The organism is Sphingomonas sp. CL5.1 (genome assembly GCF_013344685.1).
In the GTDB taxonomy this organism is placed as follows: Bacteria; Pseudomonadota; Alphaproteobacteria; order Sphingomonadales; family Sphingomonadaceae; genus Sphingomonas.
Map to the genome: position 1 here is coordinate 532,365 of NZ_CP050137.1, position 22,793 is coordinate 555,157.

Sequence of the window (22,793 nt, forward strand, 5' to 3'; positions counted from 1 at the left end):
GGAGGTCGGGAAGAAGATTGGGAGAGGTTGAAAGATGCAAGGTCTGATGCAGCACGGCGCGCTTACGGTCGACAAGTTCCTCGATCACGCCGCCGCATGGCATGGAGCGCGTGAGGTCATCTCGCGCGATGCCGCCGGCATCGTCACCCGCAGCAACTATGGCGAGATCCACACGCTGGCGAAGCGCGTGTCGAACGGCCTGGCCCGCGCCGGCATCCGCCCCGGCGATCGCGTCGCGACGATGGGGTGGAACTCGGCGCGTCACCTCGCCGTCTGGTATGGCGCGACGGGGATGGGGGCGGTGCTCCACACGCTGAACCCGCGCCTGTTCCTCGAGCAGATCGCCTATATCGCCAATCACGCCGGCGACCGCATCCTGTTCGCCGATCCGGCCTGCGCCGAGCTGATCGGCGAGCTGCTGCCGCAGGTGCCGACGATCGAGCGGGTGATCTTCCTGTGCGACGCCGCCACGCTGCCCAGGACCGACTACGCCGCCACCGCCTTCGACGACTGGGCGGCGGGCGAGCCGGCGGAATATGCTTGGGGCGGGTTCGACGAGAATACCGCCTGCGGCCTGTGCTACACCTCCGGCACCACCGGCAACCCCAAGGGCGTGCTCTATGGGCATCGCTCGAATTACATCCACGCGCTGATGACGTTGCAGGCCGATGCGCTGGCGCTCTCAGGGCGGGATTCGGTGCTGATGGTGGTGCCGATGTACCATGCCAACGCCTGGGGCATGGTCTATTCCGCCCCCGCCGTCGGCGCCAAGCTGGTGCTGCCGGGGCAGAAGATGGACGGCGAATCGCTGGTCGACCTGATCGAGCAGGAGGGTATCACCTTCTCCTCCGCGGTGCCGACCATCTGGCAGGGCGTGCTGCAATATCTCCGGGAAAGCGGGCGCGGGCTGGGCGCGCTGAAGCGCGTAGTGATCGGCGGCTCCGCCGTGCCGGAGGCGCTGGTGCGCACCTTCCGCGACGATTACGGCGTGGACGTGATCCAGGGCTGGGGCATGACCGAGACCTCCCCGCTCGCCACCATCTCCACCCCCTCCGCGGAGGTGGCGGCGCTGCCCGCCGACGAGCAGATCCAATATGCGATCAAGCAGGGCCGCCTCCTCGCCGGGCTGGAGCTGAAGCTCACCGACGACGAGGGCAATCGCCTGCCGCACGACGGCAGGACGCCCGGCCGGCTCAAGATCAAGGGGCCGACGATCGTCTCGGGCTATTTCGGCGGCGATGGCGGCAACGTGCTCGACGAGGAGGGCTTCTTCGACACCGGCGACGTCTCCACGATCGACGACAAGGGCTATATGCAGATAACCGACCGCGCCAAGGACGTGGTGAAATCCGGCGGCGAGTGGATCAGCTCGATCGAGATCGAGAATATCGCCACCGGTCATCCGGCAGTGGCGCTGGCGGCGGTGATCGGCGTCGCGCACCCGAAATGGGACGAGCGGCCGATCCTGCTGTGCCAGCTCAAGCCGGGCGCGAGCGCGTGCCGCGACGACCTCACGTCTTTCCTCGACGGCAAGATCGCGCGCTGGTGGATGCCGGACGACGTGCTGTTCGTCCCCGAAATCCCGCTCGGCGCGACCGGCAAGATCGACAAGAAGCTGATCCGCCAGCGGATGGAAGGCTACAAGCTGCCGTTCGAGGTGACGCGCTGAACAGGGGGAAGCATAATGAGGGGAATGATCGCGCGCGCGGCGCTGGCGGCATTATTGTGCCTGTCGGCCTCCCCTTCATGGGCGCAGGATTATGCCGCGCGCGTCGCCCGCGTGCTGCGCGCCACCCCGCTGATCGACGGGCATAACGACTGGCCCGAGGCGCTGGCCGAGCGCGAGGGCGACAAACGCTGGACGATGGACCTGCGCGACCTTTCGCACGTCACCGGCGAACCTTACGACACCGATATCACCCGGCTGCGCAAGGGGATGCTCGGCGGCCAGTTCTGGTCGGTCTATGTCTCCGCCGACCTGCCCGGCAAGGTGCAGGTGGAGCGGACGCTGGAGCAGATCGACCTCGTGAAGTCGATCGTCGCGCGCTATCCGGAGACGTTCGCGCTCGCCCGCACCGCAGCCGATGTGCGCCGTGCCCATGCCGCCGGGAAGATCGCCTCGATGATCGGCGTGGAGGGCGGCGGACAGATCGACGACAATCTTTCCGTGCTGCGCAGCTATGCCGCGCTCGGGGCCGGCTATCTCACGCTCACCCACGCGCGCACGATCGACTGGGCGGATTCGGCCACCGACGATCCGAAGCACGATGGCCTCACCGATTTCGGGCGTCAGGTGGTGCACGAGTTGAACCGGCTCGGGATGCTGGTCGATCTCTCGCACGTCAGCGAGGGGACGATGCGCGACGCGCTCGCCGTGTCGAAGGCGCCGGTGATCTTCTCCCATTCCGGCGCGCGGGCTATCAACGATCATCCGCGCAACGTGTCCGACGATGTGCTGCGACTGGTGGCGGCCAACGGCGGGGTGGTGATGGTCGATTTCGCGCCCGGCTATGTCTCGGACGAGAACCGGCGCTGGGCGGCCGACGCGGCGGCGGAAAAGACCCGACTCAATTCGCCGCCCTATCGTGGCCTCTACATCGGCCAGCCCGACAAGGCCGCCGCCGCTTATGCCGCATGGCTGAAGGAGCATCCCGAGCCGCGCGTCACGCTGGGCGAGGTCGCCGACCATATCGAGCATGTCGCGAAGGTCGCGGGCAAGGATCATGTCGGCATCGGATCGGACTTCGACGGGGTCGGCCATCCGCTGCCGGTGGGGCTGGAAGACGTCTCGACCTATCCCGCGCTGCTCGCCGAGATGATGCGGCGCGGCTGGTCCGACGCCGAGGTCGCGGGGCTGGCGGGCGGCAACGTGCTGCGTGTGATGGAACGCGCCGAGCAGGTCGCGAAGGCGATGAACTAGGACGGATCGCCATTCAGGAGATGGCGCGGCGAAAATGGTGGTTTGCGTGACCGGCGCGCAGCATACTTCCAGTACGTGAGCACCGGAAGCGCGCAAAAGCGCCATTTGCAGCCCGCCAGAGCTGAGTGTCGATCCGTCCTAGGCCATCGCCTCCCGCCGGAAGCAATCGCGCGCATGGTCGTTGACGATACCGACCGCCTGCATCCACGCATAGACGATCGTCGGCCCGACGAACTTGAAGCCCAGCGCCTTCATCTCCTTCGATATCCGCGCCGACAGCGGCGTGCTGGCCGGCACGCTCGCGCGGTCGCCCGCGATCGGCTTCCCGCCGGTGAAACCCCAGCAGAAATCGCGGAAGGCGTTCGCCCCCAGCTCCTGATAGACGCGCGCGCCGTGGATCGTCGCCTCGATCTTCGCGCGGGCGCGGACGATGCCGGGATCGGCCATCAGCCGCGCCACGTCATCCTCGCCGAACGCCGCGACCGCCGCCGGATCGAACCCGGCGAAGGCGGCGCGGAACCCCTCGCGCTTGTTGAGGATCGTCTGCCACGACAGCCCCGCCTGGAAGCCCTCCAGCATCAGCATCTCCCACAACATGCGCGGATCGTGATGCGGCACGCCCCATTCCTCGTCGTGATAGGCGCGCATCAGCGCATTGCCCTCCGCCCAGCGGCAGCGTCGATGCTCCATCGCCTTCAACTCCCCTGTTCCCCATCGCCGCGCGGGCAGGTATCGCCACGCGGATGACCGCCGCCCCCACGCCGATGATGACACAATATCTCGCGCTCAAGGAAGAGGCGGGCGATTGCCTGCTGTTCTACCGCATGGGCGATTTCTTCGAACTGTTTTTCGAGGATGCGAAAGTGGCCAGCGGCGTGCTGGACATCGCGCTCACCGCGCGCGGCGAGCATGGCGGGCAGCCGATCCCGATGTGCGGCGTGCCGGTCCACGCCGCGACGGCCTATCTCCAGCGGCTCATCAAGGCCGGGCATCGCGTCGCCATCGCCGAGCAGACCGAATCGCCCGAGGCGGCGCGAAAGGCGCGCGGATCGAAGGCGCTCGTCAACCGCGCGATCATCCGCGTCGTCACCGCCGGCACGCTGACCGAGGAAGCCCTGCTCGATTCGCGCACCGCCAACTGGTGCGTCGCGGTCGGCGAGGCGGCAGGCGAGATCGCGCTCGCGGCGGCGGACATCTCGACCGGCCGGTTCGAGGTGATCGCCTGCACCGCGCAGGGGCTGGGCGCGGAGCTGGCGCGGCTCGCGGCGGCGGAGGTTGTCGCGGCGGAGGGCAGCGACGCGCCCGCGACAGTGTGGCGTCCGCGCGCCGATTTCGACAGCGGCGACGGGGAGGCGCGGCTCAGGCGGCTCCACGGCGTGGCGACGCTCGACGGCTTCGGCCAGTTCAGCCGCGCGATGCTGGCGGCGGCCGGCGGGCTGGTCGCCTATATCGACCATACCGCCAAGGGCGCGCTGCCGTTCCTGCGCCCGCCGCGCGTCTCCAGCGCCGCCGCCGCGATGGCGATCGACGCGGCGACGCGCGAGAGCCTCGAGCTGACCCAGACGAGCGGCGGCGCGCGCAAGGGCAGCCTGCTCGACGCGGTGGACCGCACCGTCACCGGCGCGGGCGCACGGCTGCTCGCGGCGGACATCGGCGCGCCGCTGATGGACCGGGCGGCGATCGACGCGCGGCTCGATCTCGTGCAGCTGTTCCACGACAATGGGACGTTGCGCGATCGCCTGCGCGCCGCGCTGCGCGCACTGCCGGACGTGGGCCGCGCGCTGGGGCGGCTCGCGGCGGGACGCGGCTCCCCGCGCGATCTGGGGCAGCTCCGCGACGGGTTGGACGCCGCGTGGCTGTTGGGGGAGATGCTCGGCAAGGTCGATGCGCCGCCGCCCCTGCTCTCCGAACTCGCCCCGCAACTGCGCGGCCACGGCGCGCTGATCGACCTGCTCAAGCGTGCGCTCGTCCCTACCCCGCCGATCGACGCCTCCGACGGGGGCTATATCGCCGCCGGCTATGACGCCGCGCTCGACGACCTGCGCGACGCGGGCGCGGGCGGCCGCCGCGCGATCGCCGCGCTGGAGGCGAAATACCGCGCCGAAACCGGCACGCCGACACTCAAGATCCGTCACAACGGCGTGCTCGGCTATCATATCGAAGTGCCCGCCAGGGCGGCCGACGCGCTGATGAAGCCGGACTCGGGCTTCACCCATCGCCAGACGCTGGCAGGCGTCGTCCGCTTCAACGCGCCGGAGCTGCACGAGGTCGCCGCCCGCGTCACGCAGGCCGGCGCGCACGCGCTCGCCGCCGAAGCCGCGCATCTCGAAGACCTCACCGCGCAGGCGCTCGCCCGCCGCGAGGAGATCGCCGCCACCGCCGACGCGCTCGCCCGGCTCGACGTCGCCGCCGCCAACGCCGAGCGCGCGGCGGAAGGCGGATGGGCGCGCCCGCATCTGGTCGACCACCCCTGTTTCGAGGTGTCCGGCGGACGCCACCCGGTGGTCGAGGCGGCGGTGGCGAAGGCGGGCGAACGCTTCGTCGCCAACGATTGCACGCTCTCCGAGACCTCGCGGCTGTGGCTCGTCACCGGGCCGAACATGGGCGGCAAGTCCACCTTCCTGCGCCAGAACGCGCTGATCGCGGTGCTGGCGCAGGCGGGATGCTACGTGCCCGCGAGCAAGGCGACGCTCGGGCTGGTCGATCGCCTGTTCAGTCGTGTCGGCGCGTCGGACAATCTCGCGCGTGGGCGTTCCACCTTCATGGTCGAGATGGTGGAGACGGCCGCGATCCTCGCGCAGGCCACCCCGCGCAGCTTCGTGATCCTCGATGAGGTGGGGCGTGGCACCTCCACCTATGACGGCCTCGCCATCGCCTGGGCGGTGGTGGAGGCGATCCACGAGGACAATCGCTGCCGCTGCCTGTTCGCGACGCATTACCACGAACTGACGCGGCTGGCCGAACGCTGCGACGCGCTTACCCTCCACAACGTCCGCGCGCGCGAGTGGAAGGGCGAGCTGGTGCTGCTGCACGAGGTGGCCGAAGGCCCCGCCGACCGCAGCTACGGCCTCGCGGTGGCGCGGCTCGCGGGGATGCCTCCCGCGACGGTCGCGCGCGCCAAGGCGGTGCTGGCGAAGCTGGAGGCTGGACGCGCGAAGACTGGCGGGCTGGCGGCCGGGCTGGACGACCTGCCCCTGTTCGCCGCGGCCATGCCAGTCGAACAGGACGAGGGAGACGCGATCCGCCGCGAAGTGGAGGGCCTCGACGTGGACGCGCTCACCCCGCGCGAGGCGCTGGAGACGCTCTACCGGCTGAAGGCGCTGGCGCGGGAGGGGTGAGCGGGAACTATCGGCTCATCGACGCCCATCCGGTTGCTTGAAGCCTGCTGCCGCAATTGCCCAAAACAGAAAACCAGCAGTCCAGCCAACCAATGCTATCTGAGCGATGAAATATGTGCTCTCCAGCCAGCCGTAAGCGGCATAATGTCCGTCTATGATGGTAGCCTGCCCACCGATGCTGGCCGACGAAGCGCCTGAAGTCACAAGAACCAGAAATAACCACGGCAAGGCCGCCACAACGGCCCCGGCGACGGCGCAAATTAAGGGTCGGGCCGAAAAGTGTCGACGAAGAATGAAATAGGTGGGCAAACCAACTACGATCGCGGTCGGATAGGCCCCCAAACTCGCATCGAGCTTTGCTGTGGCCGTCAGTCGTTCGATTGCCGTAGGCAAGCCCTCATATGCGGGCGCGACAAACGCCATCATGATCGCCGCCGCGGCTGGCATTAGCAGGAAAGCGAGGCAGACTCGCCATACGGGCGGATAGATTCGCGCGCGCCGTGATTCATACATTGCTGCACAATAACATGCCTTCGTGAACTTTACCGCCGCTCACCCCATCCCGAACGGCACCACGCAATTCGCCTGCGTATGCCCGATCTCCGCGCGGCCGAGGAACGGCACGCCCATGTCGCGGCACCAGCGGCGGATCATCGTGTCGAGCGGCTCGTTCCACGGCGGGTCGTTCTCCTGCACATCCGTCACCGCGCCGATCCGCACGCCGGCGATGCCGCGTAGCTGCGTCGCGTTCGCCATGGTGAACAGCATCCGGTCGATATTGTAGAGCGGCTCGGAGACTTCCTCGATCAGCAGCACATGGTCCGCCAGATCGGGGAGCCACGGCGTGCCGATCAGGCTGTTGAGGATCGCGAGGTTGAACGCCACCGAGGGCCTGCCGCCCAACCCCGGCTCCAGCCCCTGCCGGTCCCCCGTCAGCCAGCCGAGCGTGCGGGCGATCGTGCGGTCGCCGCCGTCGCGCATCACGTCGATCGGCATCGGCCCGTGCGCCGGCCGCCCGATCCGCCGCGCGTAGAGGGCGGCGAGCAGGAAGCCCATGTCGGAATAGCCGATATATGCCTTGGCCTTCGCGGCGGCCGATAGCCGCGGCATCGCCTGCGCCAGGATGCGGTTCGAGCCATAGCCGCCGCGCCCGAACCAGATCGCGTCGAACGCCGCGTCGTTGGCGAACTCCAGGAACGCCGCCGCGCGCCGCTCGTCCGGGCCGGCGAAATGCCCGCCGTCGCTCTCGAAACATTGCGGGTGGAAGATCAGGTCCACCGCCGGATAGGCGATCGCCGCGAAGGCCGCCGTGCGCTCGGCGGCGAGCGGATCGAGCGTTTTGGCCGGCGAGACGATCCCGATGCGCACGCTTGTTTCCCCCGCCCCCGGTTGAGCCATTTCCCAAACCGCGATAGCGCCGCACGATGCACGACGGCAACCTTGCAGGGCAACGCTACTTCCTCGTCGGGATCGGCGGATCGGGGATGATGCCGCTGGCGATGATCCTCGCCGGGCGCGGCGCGATCGTCGCCGGCTCGGACCGTTCGCTCGATCAGGGCCGCGTGCCCGCCAAGTTCGACGCGCTGCGGGCGATGGGGATCGCGCTGCATCCGCAGGACGGCTCGGGCATCGCCTCGCCAGAGCAGATCGTCGTCGCCTCGGCGGCGGTGGAGGCAACCGTCGCCGATATCATCGCGGCGGAGCGGCTCGGCTGCCCGCGCCTCACCCGCGCGGCGCTGAACGCGCGGCTGTTCAACGCCAGCCGGCTGCCGATCGGCGTCGCCGGCACCTCGGGCAAGTCGACCGTCACCGGCATGATCGCCACGATCCTCCACACCGCCGGCCACGATCCGACGGTGATGAACGGCGCGGTGATGAAGGACTTCGCCTCGCCCGACCGTCCCTTCGCCAGCGCGCTGGTCGGCGCGGGCGACGCTTATGTGAGCGAGGTCGATGAAAGCGACGGCTCGATCGCGCTCTACGCCCCGCGCATCGCCGTGCTCAACAACGTCAGCCTCGACCACAAGTCGCTGGAGGAATTGAACCGGCTGTTCGGCGAGTTCATCGGCAAGGCCGCGCAGGCGATCGTCAACGTCGACAATGCCGACGCCGCGACGCTGGCGCTTGCCCTGCCGCGCGACCGCGTGACCAGCGTCGCGATCGACCGCGACGCCGACCTGCGCGCCGGGGATATCGCGGAGGAGCCGTTCGCTGCCGCCTTCACGCTGCGTGGCCAGCGCGTGCGGCTGTCGGTACCGGGGCGGCACAATGTCGCCAACGCGCTCGCCGCGATCGGCGCGACGCTGGCGGTGGGGCTGTCGCTGGAACAGGCGATCGCCGGCGTCGAGCGTTTCACCGGCCTCAGGCGCCGCTTCGATCTGGTCGGCGAGGCGGCGGGCGTCGCGGTGATCGACGATTTCGGCCACAACCCGGACAAGATCGCCGCCACGCTCGATACGCTCCACGCCTTTCCGGGGCGGCTGCTCGTGCTGTTCCAGCCGCACGGCTACGGCCCGCTCAAGGTGATGCGGCGCGAGCTGGTGGCGATGTTCGCGGACCGGCTCGCGCCCGGCGACCAGCTCGTCCTGCCCGATCCGGTCTATCAGGGCGGCACCGTCAGCCGCGAGGTGACGAGCGCCGATATCGTCCGCGATATCGCGCAGGCGGGCGCCGACGCGCGGCACATCCCCGATCGCGAGGCGGCGGCGGCGCACCTCGTCGCGGCGGCGCGCGCTGGCGACCGGATCGTGGTGATGGGCGCGCGCGACGACACGCTTCCCCTGCTCGCGGCTAAGATGGTGGAGATGCTGGCCGCGAATCCCCGTTGACGCGCGCCTCGCGCTTCGCTCCACTGATACGGGGCAACCGGGGGGCAAGCGCATGACCGACGATCAGGCGGAGGGCGACAGCGCGTTCGTCTTCACCGGCGACTGGCGCGCATTCGCGCCGATCGCCTTCACCAACCTGCTGCTGACCGTCGTCACGCTCGGCATCTATCATTTCTGGGGCAAGGCGCGCGTCAGGCGTTATCTGTGGAGCAACACGCGCTTCATCGACAACCGGCTGGAATGGACCGGCACCGGGCTGGAGCTGTTCATCGGCTACCTCATCGCGATCGCACTGTTCTTCGTGCCGTTCGGGGCGATCAACCTGATCGTGCAGGGGGTGCTGCTGCGCGGCCATGCCGGGATGGCGGGGCTGATCGTGTTCTTCCTCTACATCGCCTTGCTCTATCTGTTCGGCGTCGCGATCTTCCGCGCGCTGCGCTATCGCCTCAGCCGCACCCTGTGGCACGGCATCCGGGGCGGATCGAACGATCAGGGCTTCGCCTATGGCCTGGATTATTTCTGGCGGTCGATCGTCGGCACGCTGGCGCTGGGGCTGATGATCCCCTGGTCGATGACGACCCTGTGGAACCACCGCTGGAACGCGATGAGCTTCGGCCCGATGCAGTTCCGCGCGGAGGCGAACTGGGGGCCGATCTTCCCACGCTTCATGCTGTTCTACATCACCCCGATCATCATCCTCGTGCTGGTCGGCGTCATCGCCGGCGCGGCGGTGGGCACCGGCGCGCTCGCCGGCATCAACCCCAACACCCCGCCATCACCGGGCATCATCATCACCTTCGCGCTGCTCGCCATCGCCTTCTACCTCGTCTTCTTCGGCGTGCTCGGGATCATCGCGATGGTCTATTACTCGGCCTATTTCCGCGAGGCGGTCGGCTCGATGCGGCTGGGCGGCCTGTGGTTCGGGTTCAACGCGCGGACGATCGACTGGGTGAAGCTCTACCTCGGCAATTTCGCGCTGGTGGTGGTGACGATCGGGATCGGCTCGATCTTCCTTCCCTATCGCAACTGGGCCTTCTTCGTCCGTCACATGGAGGCGCACGGCAGCGTCCACCTCGACGACATGACGCGCTCGACGACGCGCACGCCGGGTCAGGGCGAGGGGCTGCTCGACGCGCTGGACGTCGGCGCCTTCTGACATGGCCGACGCGTGGCTCTACGACGGCGAGACGGCGCTGCGCCACGCGGTATCGGTCGGGCTTGAAGACGATGCGTTGCGCATCGCGCGCGCCGACGGCGGGGCGACATCGGTGCCGCTCGCCACGCTGACGCGGCGCGAGGACGTCGCCGGCGACGCGATCCTCGCGCGGCGCGATCTGCCCGGCTGGCGCCTGATCCTGCCCGGCGGCGTGCCGGCGGACCTCGCCGCCGCGCTGCCCGCCGCGCGGCGCTATGGCGGCGTCATCGACCGCATCGGGTTGTGGCCGGCGACGGCTGTCTTCGCGGTGCTGGCGGGGATCGCGCTCACCCTGTTCCTCAACAGCCCGCCGCTGGTCGCGCGCGCCGTCCCGCGCGCGGTGGAGCAGCGGCTGGGCGAGCTGATGGTCGGCGATTTCGGCAGGCGCGGCTGCGCCACCCCCGCGGGCGACGCGGCGCTCGCCACGCTGGTGCAGCGGATCGACCCCGACGATCCGACGATCGAGGTGAGCGTGGTGCGCATGCCGATCGTCAACGCCGTCACGCTGCCCGGCGGGCGAATCGTGCTGTTCGACGGGCTGGTACAGGCGGCGCGCTCGCCGGACGAGGTGGCCGGCGTGATCGGGCATGAGATCGGCCATGTCCGCCACCGCGACGTGATGGAATCGCTCGTCCGCCAGCTCGGCCTCTCGGTGCTGCTCGGCGGGATGGAGGGCAATGTCGGCGGCTATACCAACACGCTGCTCGCCTCCGCCTATTCGCGCAAGGCGGAGGCGCGGGCCGACGATCAGGCGATCGGGCTGCTCCGCGACGCACGGATCTCGCCCGCCCCCACCGCCGCCTTCTTCACCCGGCTCGGCGGCAAGGACGCGAAGGCGGAGCGGATGTTGGCCTATCTCGCCAGCCATCCGGTGTCTGCGGATCGCGCGCAACGCTTCACCCGCTCGCTCGACCCGAAGGCGACCTACCGCCCCGCGCTCGACGCCGCGCAATGGCGGGCGCTGCGCGGCATGTGCGCCGCCAGCCCGAAGGAGGAGAGCGGCTGGCGCTTCTGAACCCCGGCGGGTAGATACGCCGCCATGCGTCCCCGTCTTGCTTTCCGCCACACGCCGGGCACCGGCCCGACCATTGTGTTCCTCCCCGGCTACGCCTCCGACATGGAGGGCACCAAGGCGATCGCGCTGGAGCAATGGGCCAAGGCACAGGGCCGCGCCTATCTCCGCTTCGACTATGGCGGCTGCGGCGTGAGCGAGGGAAAGTTCGAGGAGCAATCCTTCGCCGACTGGCGCGACGACGCGCTGGCGATGACCGACGAGGTGGCCGGGGGGCCGGTGGTGCTGGTCGGCTCGTCGATGGGCGGGTGGATCATGCTCTCCGCCGCGAAGCTGCGCCCCGAGCGCGTCGTCGGCTGCGTCGGCATCGCCCCGGCGCCGGACTTCACCGACTGGGGCTTTTCCACCGACGAGAAGATGCGGCTGTTACAGGAAGGGCGGATCGAGCGCGCCAATCCCTATGGCCCGGCGCCAACCGTCTATACCAGCCGCTTCTGGCAATCGGGTGAGGCCAACCGGCTGATGTTCGGCGAGATTCCGGTCGATTGCCCGGTGCGTCTGGTGCAGGGCCAGCGCGATCCCGACGTGCCGTGGCATCGCGCGGGGCGGCTCGCCGAGTTGCTCCGTTCAGCCGATGTGCAGACCTGGCTGGTCAAGGATGGCGACCACCGCCTGTCGCGCGATGCCGATATCGCGCTGATCGTCCGCGCGGTGGAGGACGTATTGCGATGATACCGCTACTCGCGCTGCTGCTCGCCGCCGACGATCCGGCGGCGCGCTGCGTGTCGCTTGCCCGCGCCGATCCGGCGGAGGCGGAGCGGATGGCCGAACGCTGGTCGCTGACGGGCGGCGCGAAGGCGAAGCAATGTCTCGGCCTCGCTCTCACCGAACAGTCGCGTTACGGCGAGGCGGCGGCGGCGTTCGAGGACGCCGCCCGCGCCGCCGAGGTTGCGAAAGACGCAATGGCCGCGACCTATTGGGCGGAGGCCGGCAACGCCCGGCTCGCCGCCAACGAGCCGGCCAAGGCGCGCGCCGCGCTTGATGCGGCGTTGGCGGCGGGCACACTTCAGGGAATGGAGCGCGGCGAGGCGCATCTCGACCGCGCCCGCGCGCTGGTCGCGACCGGCGACACCAAGGGCGCGCGCGACGATCTCGACGCGGCGACGCGCGATGCGGCGGCCGATCCGCTGGCGTGGCTGCTTTCCGCGACGCTCGCGCGGCGGATGAACGATCTGCCGCGCGCGCGGGCCGATATCGCCGAGGCGCTGAAACGCTCCGCCGACGACGCGCAGGTGCAGCTCGAGGCGGGCAATATCGCCGCGCTCTCCGGCGACGAGACCGGCGCCAGAAAAGCGTGGAGCGCCGCCCAGCGCATCGCCCCCACCGCGCCGGCAGGGGTTGCGGCGGCGCAGGCGCTGGCCCAATTCAACGGCGACCATTCGAACGAGAAGAAGCCATGAAATATCTCCACACGATGATCCGCGTCACCGATCCGGACAAGACGATCGCCTTCTTCGAGCTGCTCGGGCTGAAGGAAGTGCGGCGGATGGAGAATGAGGCGGGCCGCTTCACGCTGATCTTCCTCGCCGCGCCGGAGGACATGAACGCCCCCGGCGAGCGCGCCGAGGCGGAGGTGGAACTAACCTATAACTGGCCCATCGAGGGCAAGGAGCCGGAGGCCTATGCCGGCGGCCGCAACTTCGGCCACCTCGCCTATCGCGTCGAGGATATCTACGAGACGTGCCAGCGGCTGAAGGACGGCGGGCATATCATCCACCGCCCGCCGCGCGACGGCCATATGGCGTTCGTCAAGACGCCGGACGGCATCTCGATCGAGCTGTTGCAGAACGGCGTGCTGCCGCCGCGGGAGCCATGGGCGTCGATGCCCAACACCGGAAGCTGGTGACGATGGCGCGGCCGGCGGCGGCTGACTTCTTCACGTCGCTCGGCGCGCGCTGGCCGGTGATCCAGGCGCCGATGGCCGGGTTCGGCGATTCGGCGCTCGCCATCGCGGCGATCCGGGGCGGCGGGGTCGGCTCGCTGGCTGGCGCGATGTTCACCCCCGATCGACTGCTCGTGGAGGCCGCCACCGTCCGCGCCGCCGCTTCGGGGCCGCTCAACCTCAATTTCTTCTGCCACACGCCGCCCGACGACCCGGACGACACCGCCTGGCGCGCCGCGCTCGCGCCTTTCTACGCGGCGGAGGGCATCGCGTCGGACGGCCCCGCTCCCCCCGCCCGTCGCCCGTTCGATGCGGAGACCGCGCGGGTGGTCGAGGAGGTGCGGCCGGAGATCGTCAGCTTCCACTTCGGCCTCCCCGCGCCCGACCTGCTCGCCCGCGTCCGCGCGACCGGGGCACGGGTGATCGGCAATGCGACGACCGTCGCGGAGGCGCGCTGGCTCGCCGACGCCGGCTGCGACGCGATCATCGCGCAGGGGTATGAGGCGGGTGGCCATGCCGGCTATTTCCTTGGCGATCATCGCCCGGTCGGTACCTTCGCCCTGGTGCCGCAGGTGGCGGACGCGGTGGACGTGCCGGTGATCGCGGCCGGCGGCATCGCCGATGCGCGCGGCGCGGCGGCGGCGATCGCCCTCGGCGCGACGGGCGTGCAGGCCGGCACCGCTTTCCTGATGACTGGCGACAGCAATGCCAGCGCGGTGCATCGCGCGGCGCTGGCGACGGCGCAGAGCCACGACAGCGTCTTCACCAATGTCTTCTCCGGCCGCTTCGCGCGCGGCCTGCGCAACCGGCTGGTCGAGGCGCTCGGTCCGGCCAGTTCCGCCGCCGCGCCCTTTCCGTTCGCCGCCGCCGCCATCGCCCCGCTGCGCGCCAGGGCGGAGGCGGAGGGTCGCGGTGACTATTCCTCGCTCTGGGCCGGGCAGGGCGCGCCACTCGCCCGGGTCCGCCATGCCGCCGACCTCACCGAAATGCTGGGCGCCGCCGCGCTCGCCGCCCGAAGGAGCCTCGCATGACCAGCCCGCTCGACGTGATCCGCGTACCCGTGCTGAGCGACAATTACAGCTGGCTCGTCCATGATGCGGACAGCGGCGAGACGATGGTGATCGATCCCGGCGAGGCGCAGCCGGTGCTCGACGCCGCCGCCGCGCGCGGCTGGACGATCACGCAGGTGTGGAACACGCACTGGCACCCCGATCATGTCGGCGGCAACGGCGCGATCGTCGCCGCGACCGGCGCGCGCGTGACCGGCCCGGAGGCGGAGCGCGCGAAGATCGGCCACCTCGATCACGGCGTCGGCGAAGGCGATACGGTGGCGCTCGGCGCGCATCGCGCGACAGTGCTCGCGGTGCCGGGGCATACCGCCGGGCATATCGCCTTCCACTTCGCCGATGACGATGCGGTGTTCACCGGCGACACATTGTTCGCGATGGGCTGCGGCCGGCTGTTCGAGGGCGATGCGGCACAGATGCTCGCCAACATGCGCCGCTTCGCCGCCATGTCGCCGGAGACGCTGGTCTATTGCGGGCATGAATATACCCAGGCGAACGGCCGTTTCGCGCTGGTCGCGGAGCCGGGCAACGACGCGATCCGCGCACGGATGGCGGATGTGGATGCGGCGCGCGCGGCAGGCGAGGCGACCGTCCCGACGACGATCGCGCTGGAACGCGCCACCAATCCCTTCCTGCGCGCGCCCGACGCCGGAACGCTGGCGGCGCGACGCCGGGCGAAGGATGAATTCCGCGGCTGATATCCCTATATCGGCGCGCGGGGAAAAAGGAGTTGTTGTCATGCGTATGATCCTTGTTCCGCTGGCCGCCGCCGCGCTGGGCGCTGGCGCAGTCGCCATCGCCTCGTCGCCAGCGCAGTCCGATCGCGCCGCCGCCGATCAGGCCGCGTTCGAGAAAACGGTTGAGGGCCTCACGCCCGGCAAGCCGGTCGACTGCATCGACACGCGCTTCAACCAGGCCTCGCTCAAGGCGGTCGGGCCTCGCCTGATCTATCGCGTCAGCCCGAAGCTGGTCTATGTCAACGAGACGGCCGGCGGCTGCGAGGGCGTGGCGCGCGGCGATGCGCTGGTGACGAAGCAATATTCCACGCAATTGTGTCGTGGCGATATCGCGCGGACGGTCGACATGACGGCGCGCATCGACACCGGAAGCTGCTCATTGGGTCATTTCGTCCCCTATCAGGCGCGCTGATTTTCCGGCACGATATCCGGCATTGAAGGCCGCGCCCGCCGTCCCGTCGGACAGGCGCGGCCGATCGTTCGGAGATCACGATGACCAAGGATACCAAAGCCGGCCCCGAAACGGTCGGGCAGCGTCGCTCGCCCCGGCCGGAGATCGAGCGGATCGGCGGGCGCAAGCTCAGCCCCGCCACGCTGATGATGGGCCACGGCTACGACCCGGCGCTGTCGGAAGGCTCGCTGAAGCCGCCGATCTTCCTTACCTCCACCTTCGTCTTTCCCAGCGCGGCGGCGGGCAAGCGCCATTTCGAGGGGGTCACCGGCAAGCGTCCCGGCGGCGCGGAAGGTCTGGTCTATTCGCGCTTCAACGGCCCCAACCAGGAGATACTCGAGGACCGACTCGCCATCTGGGAGGAAGCGGAGGATGCGCTCGCCTTCTCCTCCGGCATGTCGGCGATCGCGACCTTGTTCCTGTCGATGGTCGAGCCGGGAGACACGATCGTCCATTCCGGCCCGCTCTATGCCGCGACCGAGACGCTGATCGCGCGCATCCTCGGCCGGTTCGGGGTGAAGTGGCTCGATTTCCCGGCCGGCGCGACGCGCGAGGAGATCGACGCGGTGCTGGCCGAAGCGGCGAAGGGCAAGGTCGCGCTGATCTACCTCGAAAGCCCCGCCAACCCGACCAACGCCCTGGTCGACGTGGAGGCGGTGGCGGCAAGCCGCGACGCGATCTTCACCGATTCCGCTACGCGCCCGCCGATCGCGATCGACAACACCTTCCTCGGTCCGCTCTGGCACAAGCCGCTGCGCCACGGCGCGGACATCGTGGTCTATTCGCTCACCAAATATGCCGGCGGGCACAGCGATCTCGTCGCCGGCGGGGTGCTCGGATCGAAGGCGCACATCAACACGATCCGGCTGATGCGCAACACGATCGGTACGATCTGCGACCCTAATACGGCATGGATGCTGCTCCGCTCGCTGGAGACGCTGGAACTGCGGATGAGTCGCGCGGGGGAGAATGCGGCGAAGGTCTGCGCCTTCCTCGCGGGGCATCCCAAGGTGCAGCGCGTCGGCTATCTCGGCTTCCTCGAAGGCGGCAAGGATGCGCGGCAGGCGGATATCTTTCGCCGGCATTGCACCGGCGCCGGCTCCACCTTCTCGCTCTACCTGAAGGGCGGCGAGGCGGAATCGTTCCGCTTCCTCGACGCGCTGAGGATCGCCAAGCTCGCGGTGAGCCTCGGCGGCACCGAGACGCTGGCGAGCCATCCGGCGGCGATGACGCACCTCTCCGTTCCCGATGCACGCAAGCAGGCGCTTGGGATCACCGACAATCTCGTGCGTATCTCGATCGGGGTGGAGGACGCCGACGACCTGATCGCCGATTTCGCGCAAGCGCTCGACGCGATCTGACGAGTCCGGCCCCTCTCTTCCGGGAGAGGGGCTACGCCGGCTCCGCGAAGGTCACGATCGAGACGCCCGGCGGCATCGGCACACGGCCGACGAGGTGGCGTTCGAGCCGGAAGATACCCTCGAACAGCCGATTGAGCGGCGCTGACGGCGGCGTGTCATCGCTGTCGTCGCGCCCGGTGAGCCGCCCCGCGACACGCGCACCGGCGGCCAAGGGAAAGAGCAGGGAATTGAAATAGCCCAATTTGCGTGGGCGCAGGCCGGCGGCGGTGATCGCCTTCACCAGGGTCGCCCTGGAATAGCGGCGGTGGTGGTGGTTCACCACGTCATGCGCGCTCCACATCCATTGATGCGCCGGCACGGTGATGAGGATGCGCCCGCCCGGCGCGAGCCGCTCGCGCATCGCGGCGAGCGCGGCCACGTCGTCCTCGATATGCTCGACCACATCGAGCACCGCGATCAGGTCGTAATGCTCCTTCGGCACCCCGGCCAGCGTGGGCAACGGCGCGGCCCCGACGTCCTTGCCGAGCCGCCGGCTGGCGATGGCGCGCGCGGCCGGATCGATCTCGATCGCGTCGACCTCGCCGAACCGCGCGAGCATCGGCAGGTTATGCCCGGTGCCGCAGCCGATCTCCAGAATCCGCGCATCCATCGGCAGCCGCCCCTCGCGCGCGATGAAATCGGCGAGGATGTCGCGGCGCGCGCGATACCACCAATGCGTGCTGTCATGCTCGGCCATCCGGTCATAGACGCGGCGGTCCATCAGGCGAACACCCACAGACGGTTGAGGCCGAAGGTGATCAACGGCGTGAAGAACACGATCGGCACCAGCGGCCACCATGTCGGCCCATGCATCGGCCCGGTCAGCAGCCACACGAAGAAGGTGTTCATGCCGAGGCTGACCAGCGAGACGAGGAAGAACCGCCCCCCCGTGCGCGCCAGATTGTCGCGCCGCCCGTGGCCGCGGAAGCTCCATTTGCTGTGCATGACATAGCCGGACAGCATCGCCGCCAGATAACCGAGCAGGTTCGCCGCCACCGGCCAGGTCGCGCTGTTGGCGAGCGGCCACGTCTTCTGCGCATAGGTGGCGATTGGCCAATAGACGATCGCATAGAGCAACGTCGCCAGCCCCCCGGTGATGCCGAAGCGCACCAGTTGCCAGAAAACCTCACGCATATGCGGGGACCGTATGTGCTTGCGAACCGCTTCCACGCCTTGCCCTTTGCACCGGCCGCGATACAGCGAGGAACCGGCAGTTACCGGACCCGGCGTCTAGAGGCCCCGGCGGTTTGAGGAAAGTCCCCTTGATAAAGCGCGACGGCGCATCGCTCCTGCAACTCCTCGATCGTCACTGGCTGCAGCTCACCCTGGCCGCGTGGGTGGTGATCGCCGTGTGGTACGTCGCGCAACGCTGGGCGGCGATCCACTGGCTGTCGCTGGGCGATACCGACGACAATATGCGGCTGATGCAGGTCCGCGCCCTGCTCGGCGGGCAGGGCTGGTATGACCTGCGCAACTATCGGCTCAACCCGCCGACCGGCTTCAACATCCATTGGACGCGCCTCGTCGATCTTCCGATCGCGGCGCTGATCCTGCTGTTCCGTCCCTTCCTCGGCACCGGCGAGGCGGAACGGCTGGCATGCGGGATCGCGCCGCTGCTGCCGCTGTCGCTGGCGCTGGTCGGGCTGGCGGCGACGGTGCGGCGGCTGATCGCACCGCTCGCCTGGCCGCTCGCGATCGTGTTCATGCTCTGCTCGACCGTCGCGCTGTTGATGTTCATGCCCGACCGCATCGATCATCACGGCTGGCAGCTCGCGATGCTGAGCCTGACGGTCGCCGGCCTGTGCGATCCGAAGGGCGCGCGCGGCGGCGCGATCGTCGGCATCGCCAGCGCGGTGTCGCTGACGATCGGGCTGGAGATGCTGCCCTATTCGGTGATGGCCGGCGCGATCATCGCGCTGCGCTGGGTGTGGCAGGTCGAATCGCGCGACCGGCTCGCGGCCTATGCGCTGACGCTCGCCGGCGGATCGGCGGCGGGCTACGCCGCCTTCGCCTCTTACGACAACCGCGTGGCGCGCTGCGACGCGCTGACGCCGGTATGGCTGTCGGTGATGGTGCTGGCCGGCGCGTTCCTGCTGGTGCTGGCGATGATCTCGCCGCGGCGGCGCTGGTTGCGGCTGACGCTGGCGATGGCGGCGGGCGCGGTGATCGCGGGCGCCTTCGCCTTGGTCTTCCCGCAATGCCTCGGCCGGCCGGAACAGGTTTCGGACGAGCTTTACCGCAACTGGCTCGGCAACATCCGCGAGGCCAAGCCGATCTTCAAGCATCCGTTCCGCGTCGCCTTCCCGGTCGCCGCGCTGCCGGTGATGGGCCTGATCGGCGCGGCGGTCGCCACCTGGCGCGCGCGCCGCGCGCCCGAGGCGCTGATCGGCTGGGCAAGCGTGGCGCTGTTCATGACCTTCGCCGCCGCGATGCTGCTGTGGCAGATCCGCGCCGGGCCGGCGGCACAGCTTCTCGCGGTGCCGGGCGTCGCCGCGCTCGCCTGGATCATGGCGCCGGTGCTGCTCGGGCACCGATCGATGTTCGTAAGGGTGTTCGGCACCACGGCGGCGTTCCTGATCATCTCCGGCGCGTTCGCGGGATTGATCATCAAATGGACGCCGGTCGACAAGCCCACTCCCTATGTGAAGCTGGTGAACCGTGCCTCCGGACGCTGCGTGACCCTGCCGGCGTTGCAGCCGCTCGACCGCTTTCCGGCGCAAACCGTCTTCACCTTCGTCGATCTCGGCCCGCGGCTGATCACGCTCACCCATCATTCGGCGGTCGCCGGGCCGTATCACCGCAACGGCGACGCGATCCTGGACGTGCAGCACGCCTTCACCGGCTCGCCGGAGAACGCGCGCGCGATCATGAAACGGCACCGCGCGACCTTGCTGCTGGTGTGCCCGAACATGGCGGAATCGACGGTCTATCGCGCGCGATCGCCGCACGGCTTCTATGCGCAACTCGCGATGGGGAAGAAGTTCCCGTGGCTGGTGCAGGTGCCGCTACCGGCCGGATCGCCGCTGCGGGCGTTCCGTATCGAGTAACGGCGTCAGCGGAACTGCGACTGCAACCCGTCGAGCACGAACTGCACCGCGAGCGCGGCGAGCAGCACGCCGAGCAGCCGGGTGATCACCGCCTCCAGCTTCGGCCCGAGCACCCGCATCAGCCCGCCCGCCGCGAGCAGTGCCGCCAGCGTGAGCAGCAGGTTCAGCCCCATCGCGCCCAGCACGATCAAGCTGCGCTCCAGCCCGTCGTTGCGCGCCATCAGCAGCATCACCGACGCGATCGAGCCGGGGCCGGCGATCATCGGCATCGCCATCGGAAAGACCGAGACGTCCTCGGCTTCCTCCGGCGTCACCTTCGCGGCGCGATCCTCGCGCCGCTGGGTGCGCTTCTCGAACACCATCTCCAGCGCGATCAGGAACAGCATCACCCCGCCGGCGATGCGGAAGCTCGCCAGCTCGATGCCGAGGCCGTGAAGCAGCTTCTCGCCGAACAGCGCGAACACCGTCAGGATTACCGTCGCGACACCGACCGCGCGCAACGCCATCGCGCGGCGGTGCGCCGGGGTCGCGCCGGCGGTCAGCCCGGCGAAGATCGGCGCGCAGCCCGGCGGGTCGATCACCACGAAGAAGGTGACGAAGGCGGAGGCGAACAGCTCGATCATCGCGTCGGCGCCGCGATGCGATCGTCGATCACGGCATCATAGGCGCGGCCGTTCCACAGCCGCACCGCGAAGGCGCGCGCGCCATCCCGCGCGACCTCATACCACCAGACCAATGTCTTGTCGGGCGATGCGCCAGCGCCGACCTTGCGCTCGACGCCCAGCGGCGGCTCCGGCGGATTGCGCGGACGGCCGCACGCCGCCTTGCGGATCTTCGCCTCGACGACTTCGGCGCGCGGCGCGGGAAGCGAATCCCCGCCGTCGACGATCCATTTCCATCCGCCGTCCGGCTGGCGGCGCCAGATCGTCGAGAAATAGCCGTGACCGCCGCTCGCGCCGCGCCACGGGCCGGTGTTCGCGGCCGTCGTGCCGTCACACGAGATATAGCTGAGCGAGGGCGACCAGCTCAACGATCGCGGCGGATCGGCGAGCGGCTTGAGGAAGGCCTGCGCATTGACCGGTTGCGGCGCGAACATCGTCGCCTCGTCGGCGGCGAAGGCGCGAAACGCGGTCCATTGCCCTCGTGCCTGCGCCATCGCGGCGAAGGCGCGCTCCGCCTCGACCGCCGATTGCGGCGCGGCGGCCGCAAGCAGCAGCGCCGCGAGCATCACAATGCCCGGTCGTAAGCGACGCCCAGACGGCGGCATGCCGAAACCAGCGTGTTGCGCAGCAGGCAGGCGATCGTCATCGGGCCGACGCCCCCCGGCACCGGCGTCATCGCCCCGGCGACCGACGCGCAGGCCGGGTCGATATCGCCGACCAACCCCGCCTTGGTGCGGTTGATGCCGACGTCGATCAGCGTCGCGCCCGGCTTGATCCAGTCCGGTTGCACCATCTTCGCGCGGCCGACCGCCGCGACGACGATATCCGCGCGGCGCACTACGCCGGGCAGGTCATGGGTGCGCGAATGCGCGACCGTCACGGTGCAGCTCTCGCGGATCAGCAATTGCGCCATCGGCTTGCCGACGATGTTCGACCGGCCGATCACCACCGCGTCCTTGCCGGAAAGATCGCCCAGCACGTCCCTGAGCAGCATCAGGCACCCGAGCGGTGTGCAGGGCACGAATCCCTCCAGCCCGGTCGCGAGCCGCCCGGCGTTGACCGGATGGAAGCCGTCGACGTCCTTGTCCGGGTCGATACGGGTAATCACCGCGCGCTCGTCGATATGCGACGGCAGCGGGAGCTGGACGAGGATGCCGTCCACCGCCGGATCCGCGTTGAGGCGATCGACCAGCGCGACCAGCTCCGCCCCGGACGTGGTTTCGGGCAGGCGATGCTCGAAGCTCTCCATGCCGGCCGCGACGGTCGCCTTGCCCTTCGATCGGACATAGACGGAGGAGGCGGGATCGTCGCCCACCAGTACCACGGCCAGCCCGGGCTTGCGCCCGCCTTCGGCCAACACCTTCGCCGCGCCTTCCGCCACGCGGGCGCGCAGCCCGGCGGCAAAGGCCTTTCCGTCGATCGTTGTTGCAGTCATGGGGCGTCGCCATAGAGCGCGCGGGCGCGTTCCGCCAGCGCCTCGGCATCACCGGCGATCGCCAACCGTTTCAGCCGCGCGCTTTCGCCGCCGACGATCGTCACGTCGCGCTTCGCCACGCCGAATGCCTTGGCGACCAGCGCGACCAGCGCTGCATTGGCCGCGCCATCGACGGGAGGCGCCGCGATGCGCGCGGCGAGATGCTCCGCCGTTCCCGCCGTCAGCGCGTCCCGACCGCCGCGCGGTGTGACACGCACCGCGACGATGATGCCGTCGGCGGCCTGTTTCCAGGCGGTCAGGCGCCGCCCGCCAGCGCGCTGAGCGCGATGTTGCTCAGGACGATGCGGATGATCGCGATCGCGATCAATGCCACCGCCGGCGCGAGATCGAGGCCGCCAAGCTGCGGCAGGATGCGCCGGATCGGGCGGTAGAGCGGTTCGGTCAGCCGATCGAAGCCATAGGCCATGCTGCGCACGAAGTTCGACTGCATGTTGACCACGTTGAACGCGATCAGCAGCGACAGCACGAACTGGATGACGATGACCCACCATGCGACATTCAGCAGCACCTGAAGGATCTGGATGATGGTGAGCGTCAGCACATGGCCCTCTTGTCGAATTGCGGTCGATCAATGGCCTAGCGCAATCGACCGCCCGGCGACAATGGCCATCGCCCACCGCAGCGATCGCGAGGACGATACAACGAAAAAGCCGCCGGCATGAAGCCGACGGCTTTTCGGGCCGGAACTGCCTTAGAGCG

General features: G+C 69.4%; 24 protein-coding genes. 14 read left to right on the top strand and 10 right to left on the bottom strand.

Features of this window, described 5'->3' with window-relative positions:
- Positions 1-34 precede the first annotated feature (34 nt).
- Both F9288_RS02625 and F9288_RS02630 read left to right on the top strand, forming a co-directional pair.
- Entirely contained in the window at positions 35-1,669 is a 1,635-nt protein-coding gene (locus F9288_RS02625) for a long-chain-fatty-acid--CoA ligase (RefSeq protein WP_174835133.1), read from the top strand.
- A 15-nt stretch (positions 1,670-1,684) separates the two neighbouring features.
- Complete coding sequence (locus F9288_RS02630) at positions 1,685-2,920, top strand: dipeptidase (protein WP_254621043.1); 1,236 nt, start codon at positions 1,685-1,687, stop codon at positions 2,918-2,920.
- 138 nt (positions 2,921-3,058) lie between these two features.
- On the opposite strand, the gene F9288_RS02635 is transcribed toward F9288_RS02630, so the two are convergent.
- A complete protein-coding gene (locus tag F9288_RS02635; protein WP_174835134.1) occupies positions 3,059-3,610 on the bottom strand; it encodes a DNA-3-methyladenine glycosylase I in 552 nt (183 codons plus the stop codon).
- A gap of 74 nt (positions 3,611-3,684) precedes the next feature.
- Here F9288_RS02635 and mutS point away from each other — a divergent pair, with 74 nt between their 5' ends.
- Positions 3,685-6,258, top strand: coding sequence for a DNA mismatch repair protein MutS (gene mutS / locus F9288_RS02640; RefSeq protein ID WP_174838786.1), 2,574 nt, complete (start codon positions 3,685-3,687; stop codon positions 6,256-6,258).
- A gap of 15 nt (positions 6,259-6,273) precedes the next feature.
- Here the strand turns inward: mutS and F9288_RS02645 are convergent, their stop codons facing one another.
- Positions 6,274-6,684, bottom strand: coding sequence for a hypothetical protein (locus F9288_RS02645; RefSeq protein ID WP_254621044.1), 411 nt, complete (start codon positions 6,682-6,684; stop codon positions 6,274-6,276).
- Between the two features lie 126 nt (positions 6,685-6,810).
- Positions 6,811-7,626 (bottom strand): LD-carboxypeptidase, encoded by an 816-nt coding sequence (locus F9288_RS02650; protein ID WP_174835136.1) that lies wholly within the window; start codon positions 7,624-7,626, stop codon positions 6,811-6,813.
- 56 nt (positions 7,627-7,682) lie between these two features.
- Between F9288_RS02650 and F9288_RS02655 the strand changes: the two genes are divergently transcribed.
- The 10 genes from F9288_RS02655 (at position 7,683) to F9288_RS02700 (ending at position 16,851) form a co-directional block, all read left to right on the top strand.
- On the top strand, positions 7,683-9,086 hold the full coding sequence (locus F9288_RS02655) for a Mur ligase family protein (protein ID WP_174835137.1): 1,404 nt from the start codon (positions 7,683-7,685) through the stop codon (positions 9,084-9,086).
- Positions 9,087-9,138: 52 nt separating this feature from the next.
- A complete protein-coding gene (locus tag F9288_RS02660) occupies positions 9,139-10,242 on the top strand; it encodes a YjgN family protein (RefSeq protein WP_174835138.1) in 1,104 nt (367 codons plus the stop codon).
- 1 nt (position 10,243) lies between these two features.
- Entirely contained in the window at positions 10,244-11,296 is a 1,053-nt protein-coding gene (locus tag F9288_RS02665) for a M48 family metallopeptidase (protein ID WP_174835139.1), read from the top strand.
- A gap of 24 nt (positions 11,297-11,320) precedes the next feature.
- Positions 11,321-12,025 carry an alpha/beta hydrolase gene (locus F9288_RS02670; RefSeq protein WP_174835140.1) on the top strand — a complete coding sequence of 235 codons (705 nt, stop codon included), beginning with the start codon at positions 11,321-11,323 and terminating at the stop codon, positions 12,023-12,025.
- Positions 12,022-12,753, top strand: coding sequence for a tetratricopeptide repeat protein (locus F9288_RS02675; protein WP_174835141.1), 732 nt, complete (start codon positions 12,022-12,024; stop codon positions 12,751-12,753). Before F9288_RS02670 ends, F9288_RS02675 begins: the two co-directional genes overlap by 4 nt.
- On the top strand, positions 12,750-13,199 hold the full coding sequence (locus F9288_RS02680; protein WP_174835142.1) for a VOC family protein: 450 nt from the start codon (positions 12,750-12,752) through the stop codon (positions 13,197-13,199). Before F9288_RS02675 ends, F9288_RS02680 begins: the two co-directional genes overlap by 4 nt.
- Positions 13,166-14,266: a nitronate monooxygenase family protein gene (locus tag F9288_RS02685; RefSeq protein ID WP_254621045.1), complete on the top strand. Its 1,101-nt coding sequence runs from the start codon at positions 13,166-13,168 to the stop codon at positions 14,264-14,266. The genes F9288_RS02680 and F9288_RS02685 overlap by 34 nt, the downstream gene beginning before the upstream one ends.
- On the top strand, positions 14,263-15,000 hold the full coding sequence (gene gloB / locus F9288_RS02690) for a hydroxyacylglutathione hydrolase (protein WP_174835143.1): 738 nt from the start codon (positions 14,263-14,265) through the stop codon (positions 14,998-15,000). Before F9288_RS02685 ends, gloB begins: the two co-directional genes overlap by 4 nt.
- 40 nt (positions 15,001-15,040) lie before the next feature.
- The gene (locus tag F9288_RS02695; protein WP_174835144.1) at positions 15,041-15,451 is read left to right on the top strand and encodes a hypothetical protein; all 411 of its coding nucleotides are present in this window, start codon (positions 15,041-15,043) and stop codon (positions 15,449-15,451) included.
- Between the two features lie 80 nt (positions 15,452-15,531).
- Complete coding sequence (locus tag F9288_RS02700; protein WP_174835145.1) at positions 15,532-16,851, top strand: cystathionine gamma-synthase family protein; 1,320 nt, start codon at positions 15,532-15,534, stop codon at positions 16,849-16,851.
- 31 nt (positions 16,852-16,882) lie between these two features.
- Here F9288_RS02700 and F9288_RS02705 read toward each other — a convergent pair whose 3' ends face one another.
- Together F9288_RS02705 and F9288_RS02710 are read right to left on the bottom strand one after the other, a co-directional pair.
- Complete coding sequence (locus F9288_RS02705; RefSeq protein ID WP_174835146.1) at positions 16,883-17,611, bottom strand: bifunctional 2-polyprenyl-6-hydroxyphenol methylase/3-demethylubiquinol 3-O-methyltransferase UbiG; 729 nt, start codon at positions 17,609-17,611, stop codon at positions 16,883-16,885.
- Positions 17,611-18,024 (bottom strand): GtrA family protein, encoded by a 414-nt coding sequence (locus F9288_RS02710; protein ID WP_174835147.1) that lies wholly within the window; start codon positions 18,022-18,024, stop codon positions 17,611-17,613. Before F9288_RS02710 ends, F9288_RS02705 begins: the two co-directional genes overlap by 1 nt.
- 128 nt (positions 18,025-18,152) lie before the next feature.
- On the opposite strand from F9288_RS02710, the gene F9288_RS02715 reads away from it, so the two are divergent.
- Positions 18,153-19,937, top strand: coding sequence for an AcrB/AcrD/AcrF family protein (locus F9288_RS02715; protein WP_254621046.1), 1,785 nt, complete (start codon positions 18,153-18,155; stop codon positions 19,935-19,937).
- Between the two features lie 5 nt (positions 19,938-19,942).
- Here F9288_RS02715 and F9288_RS02720 read toward each other — a convergent pair whose 3' ends face one another.
- The 5 genes from F9288_RS02720 to F9288_RS02740 are packed head-to-tail and all read right to left on the bottom strand — an operon-like array spanning position 19,943 to position 22,632.
- Complete coding sequence (locus F9288_RS02720; protein ID WP_174835148.1) at positions 19,943-20,560, bottom strand: MarC family protein; 618 nt, start codon at positions 20,558-20,560, stop codon at positions 19,943-19,945.
- Positions 20,557-21,165 carry a hypothetical protein gene (locus tag F9288_RS02725; protein ID WP_174835149.1) on the bottom strand — a complete coding sequence of 203 codons (609 nt, stop codon included), beginning with the start codon at positions 21,163-21,165 and terminating at the stop codon, positions 20,557-20,559. The genes F9288_RS02720 and F9288_RS02725 overlap by 4 nt, the downstream gene beginning before the upstream one ends.
- Positions 21,165-22,034 (bottom strand): bifunctional methylenetetrahydrofolate dehydrogenase/methenyltetrahydrofolate cyclohydrolase FolD, encoded by an 870-nt coding sequence (gene folD / locus F9288_RS02730; protein ID WP_174835150.1) that lies wholly within the window; start codon positions 22,032-22,034, stop codon positions 21,165-21,167. The genes F9288_RS02725 and folD overlap by 1 nt, the downstream gene beginning before the upstream one ends.
- Entirely contained in the window at positions 22,031-22,333 is a 303-nt protein-coding gene (locus tag F9288_RS02735) for a DUF167 family protein (RefSeq protein ID WP_302675329.1), read from the bottom strand. The genes folD and F9288_RS02735 overlap by 4 nt, the downstream gene beginning before the upstream one ends.
- The gene (locus F9288_RS02740) at positions 22,330-22,632 is read right to left on the bottom strand and encodes a YggT family protein (RefSeq protein ID WP_174838791.1); all 303 of its coding nucleotides are present in this window, start codon (positions 22,630-22,632) and stop codon (positions 22,330-22,332) included. The genes F9288_RS02735 and F9288_RS02740 overlap by 4 nt, the downstream gene beginning before the upstream one ends.
- Positions 22,633-22,793: the final 161 nt, after the last annotated feature.

Bases quoted from the DNA above. Each gene is read 5' to 3' on its own strand.
- F9288_RS02675 (WP_174835141.1), top strand. From the start codon at position 12,022: ATGATACCGCTACTCGCGCTGCTGCTCGCCGCCGACGATCCGGCGGCG.
- F9288_RS02710 (WP_174835147.1), bottom strand. From the start codon at position 18,024: ATGCGTGAGGTTTTCTGGCAACTGGTGCGCTTCGGCATCACCGGGGGG.
- folD (WP_174835150.1), bottom strand. From the start codon at position 22,034: ATGACTGCAACAACGATCGACGGAAAGGCCTTTGCCGCCGGGCTGCGC.
- F9288_RS02660 (WP_174835138.1), top strand. From the start codon at position 9,139: ATGACCGACGATCAGGCGGAGGGCGACAGCGCGTTCGTCTTCACCGGC.
- F9288_RS02670 (WP_174835140.1), top strand. From the start codon at position 11,321: ATGCGTCCCCGTCTTGCTTTCCGCCACACGCCGGGCACCGGCCCGACC.
- F9288_RS02700 (WP_174835145.1), top strand. From the start codon at position 15,532: ATGACCAAGGATACCAAAGCCGGCCCCGAAACGGTCGGGCAGCGTCGC.
- mutS (WP_174838786.1), top strand. From the start codon at position 3,685: ATGATGACACAATATCTCGCGCTCAAGGAAGAGGCGGGCGATTGCCTG.
- F9288_RS02685 (WP_254621045.1), top strand. From the start codon at position 13,166: ATGGGCGTCGATGCCCAACACCGGAAGCTGGTGACGATGGCGCGGCCG.
- F9288_RS02705 (WP_174835146.1), bottom strand. From the start codon at position 17,611: ATGGACCGCCGCGTCTATGACCGGATGGCCGAGCATGACAGCACGCAT.
- F9288_RS02635 (WP_174835134.1), bottom strand. From the start codon at position 3,610: ATGGAGCATCGACGCTGCCGCTGGGCGGAGGGCAATGCGCTGATGCGC.
- F9288_RS02665 (WP_174835139.1), top strand. From the start codon at position 10,244: ATGGCCGACGCGTGGCTCTACGACGGCGAGACGGCGCTGCGCCACGCG.
- F9288_RS02655 (WP_174835137.1), top strand. From the start codon at position 7,683: ATGCACGACGGCAACCTTGCAGGGCAACGCTACTTCCTCGTCGGGATC.
- F9288_RS02645 (WP_254621044.1), bottom strand. From the start codon at position 6,684: ATGATGGCGTTTGTCGCGCCCGCATATGAGGGCTTGCCTACGGCAATC.
- F9288_RS02720 (WP_174835148.1), bottom strand. From the start codon at position 20,560: ATGATCGAGCTGTTCGCCTCCGCCTTCGTCACCTTCTTCGTGGTGATC.
- F9288_RS02625 (WP_174835133.1), top strand. From the start codon at position 35: ATGCAAGGTCTGATGCAGCACGGCGCGCTTACGGTCGACAAGTTCCTC.
- F9288_RS02630 (WP_254621043.1), top strand. From the start codon at position 1,685: ATGAGGGGAATGATCGCGCGCGCGGCGCTGGCGGCATTATTGTGCCTG.
- gloB (WP_174835143.1), top strand. From the start codon at position 14,263: ATGACCAGCCCGCTCGACGTGATCCGCGTACCCGTGCTGAGCGACAAT.
- F9288_RS02680 (WP_174835142.1), top strand. From the start codon at position 12,750: ATGAAATATCTCCACACGATGATCCGCGTCACCGATCCGGACAAGACG.
- F9288_RS02695 (WP_174835144.1), top strand. From the start codon at position 15,041: ATGCGTATGATCCTTGTTCCGCTGGCCGCCGCCGCGCTGGGCGCTGGC.
- F9288_RS02725 (WP_174835149.1), bottom strand. From the start codon at position 21,165: ATGCTCGCGGCGCTGCTGCTTGCGGCCGCCGCGCCGCAATCGGCGGTC.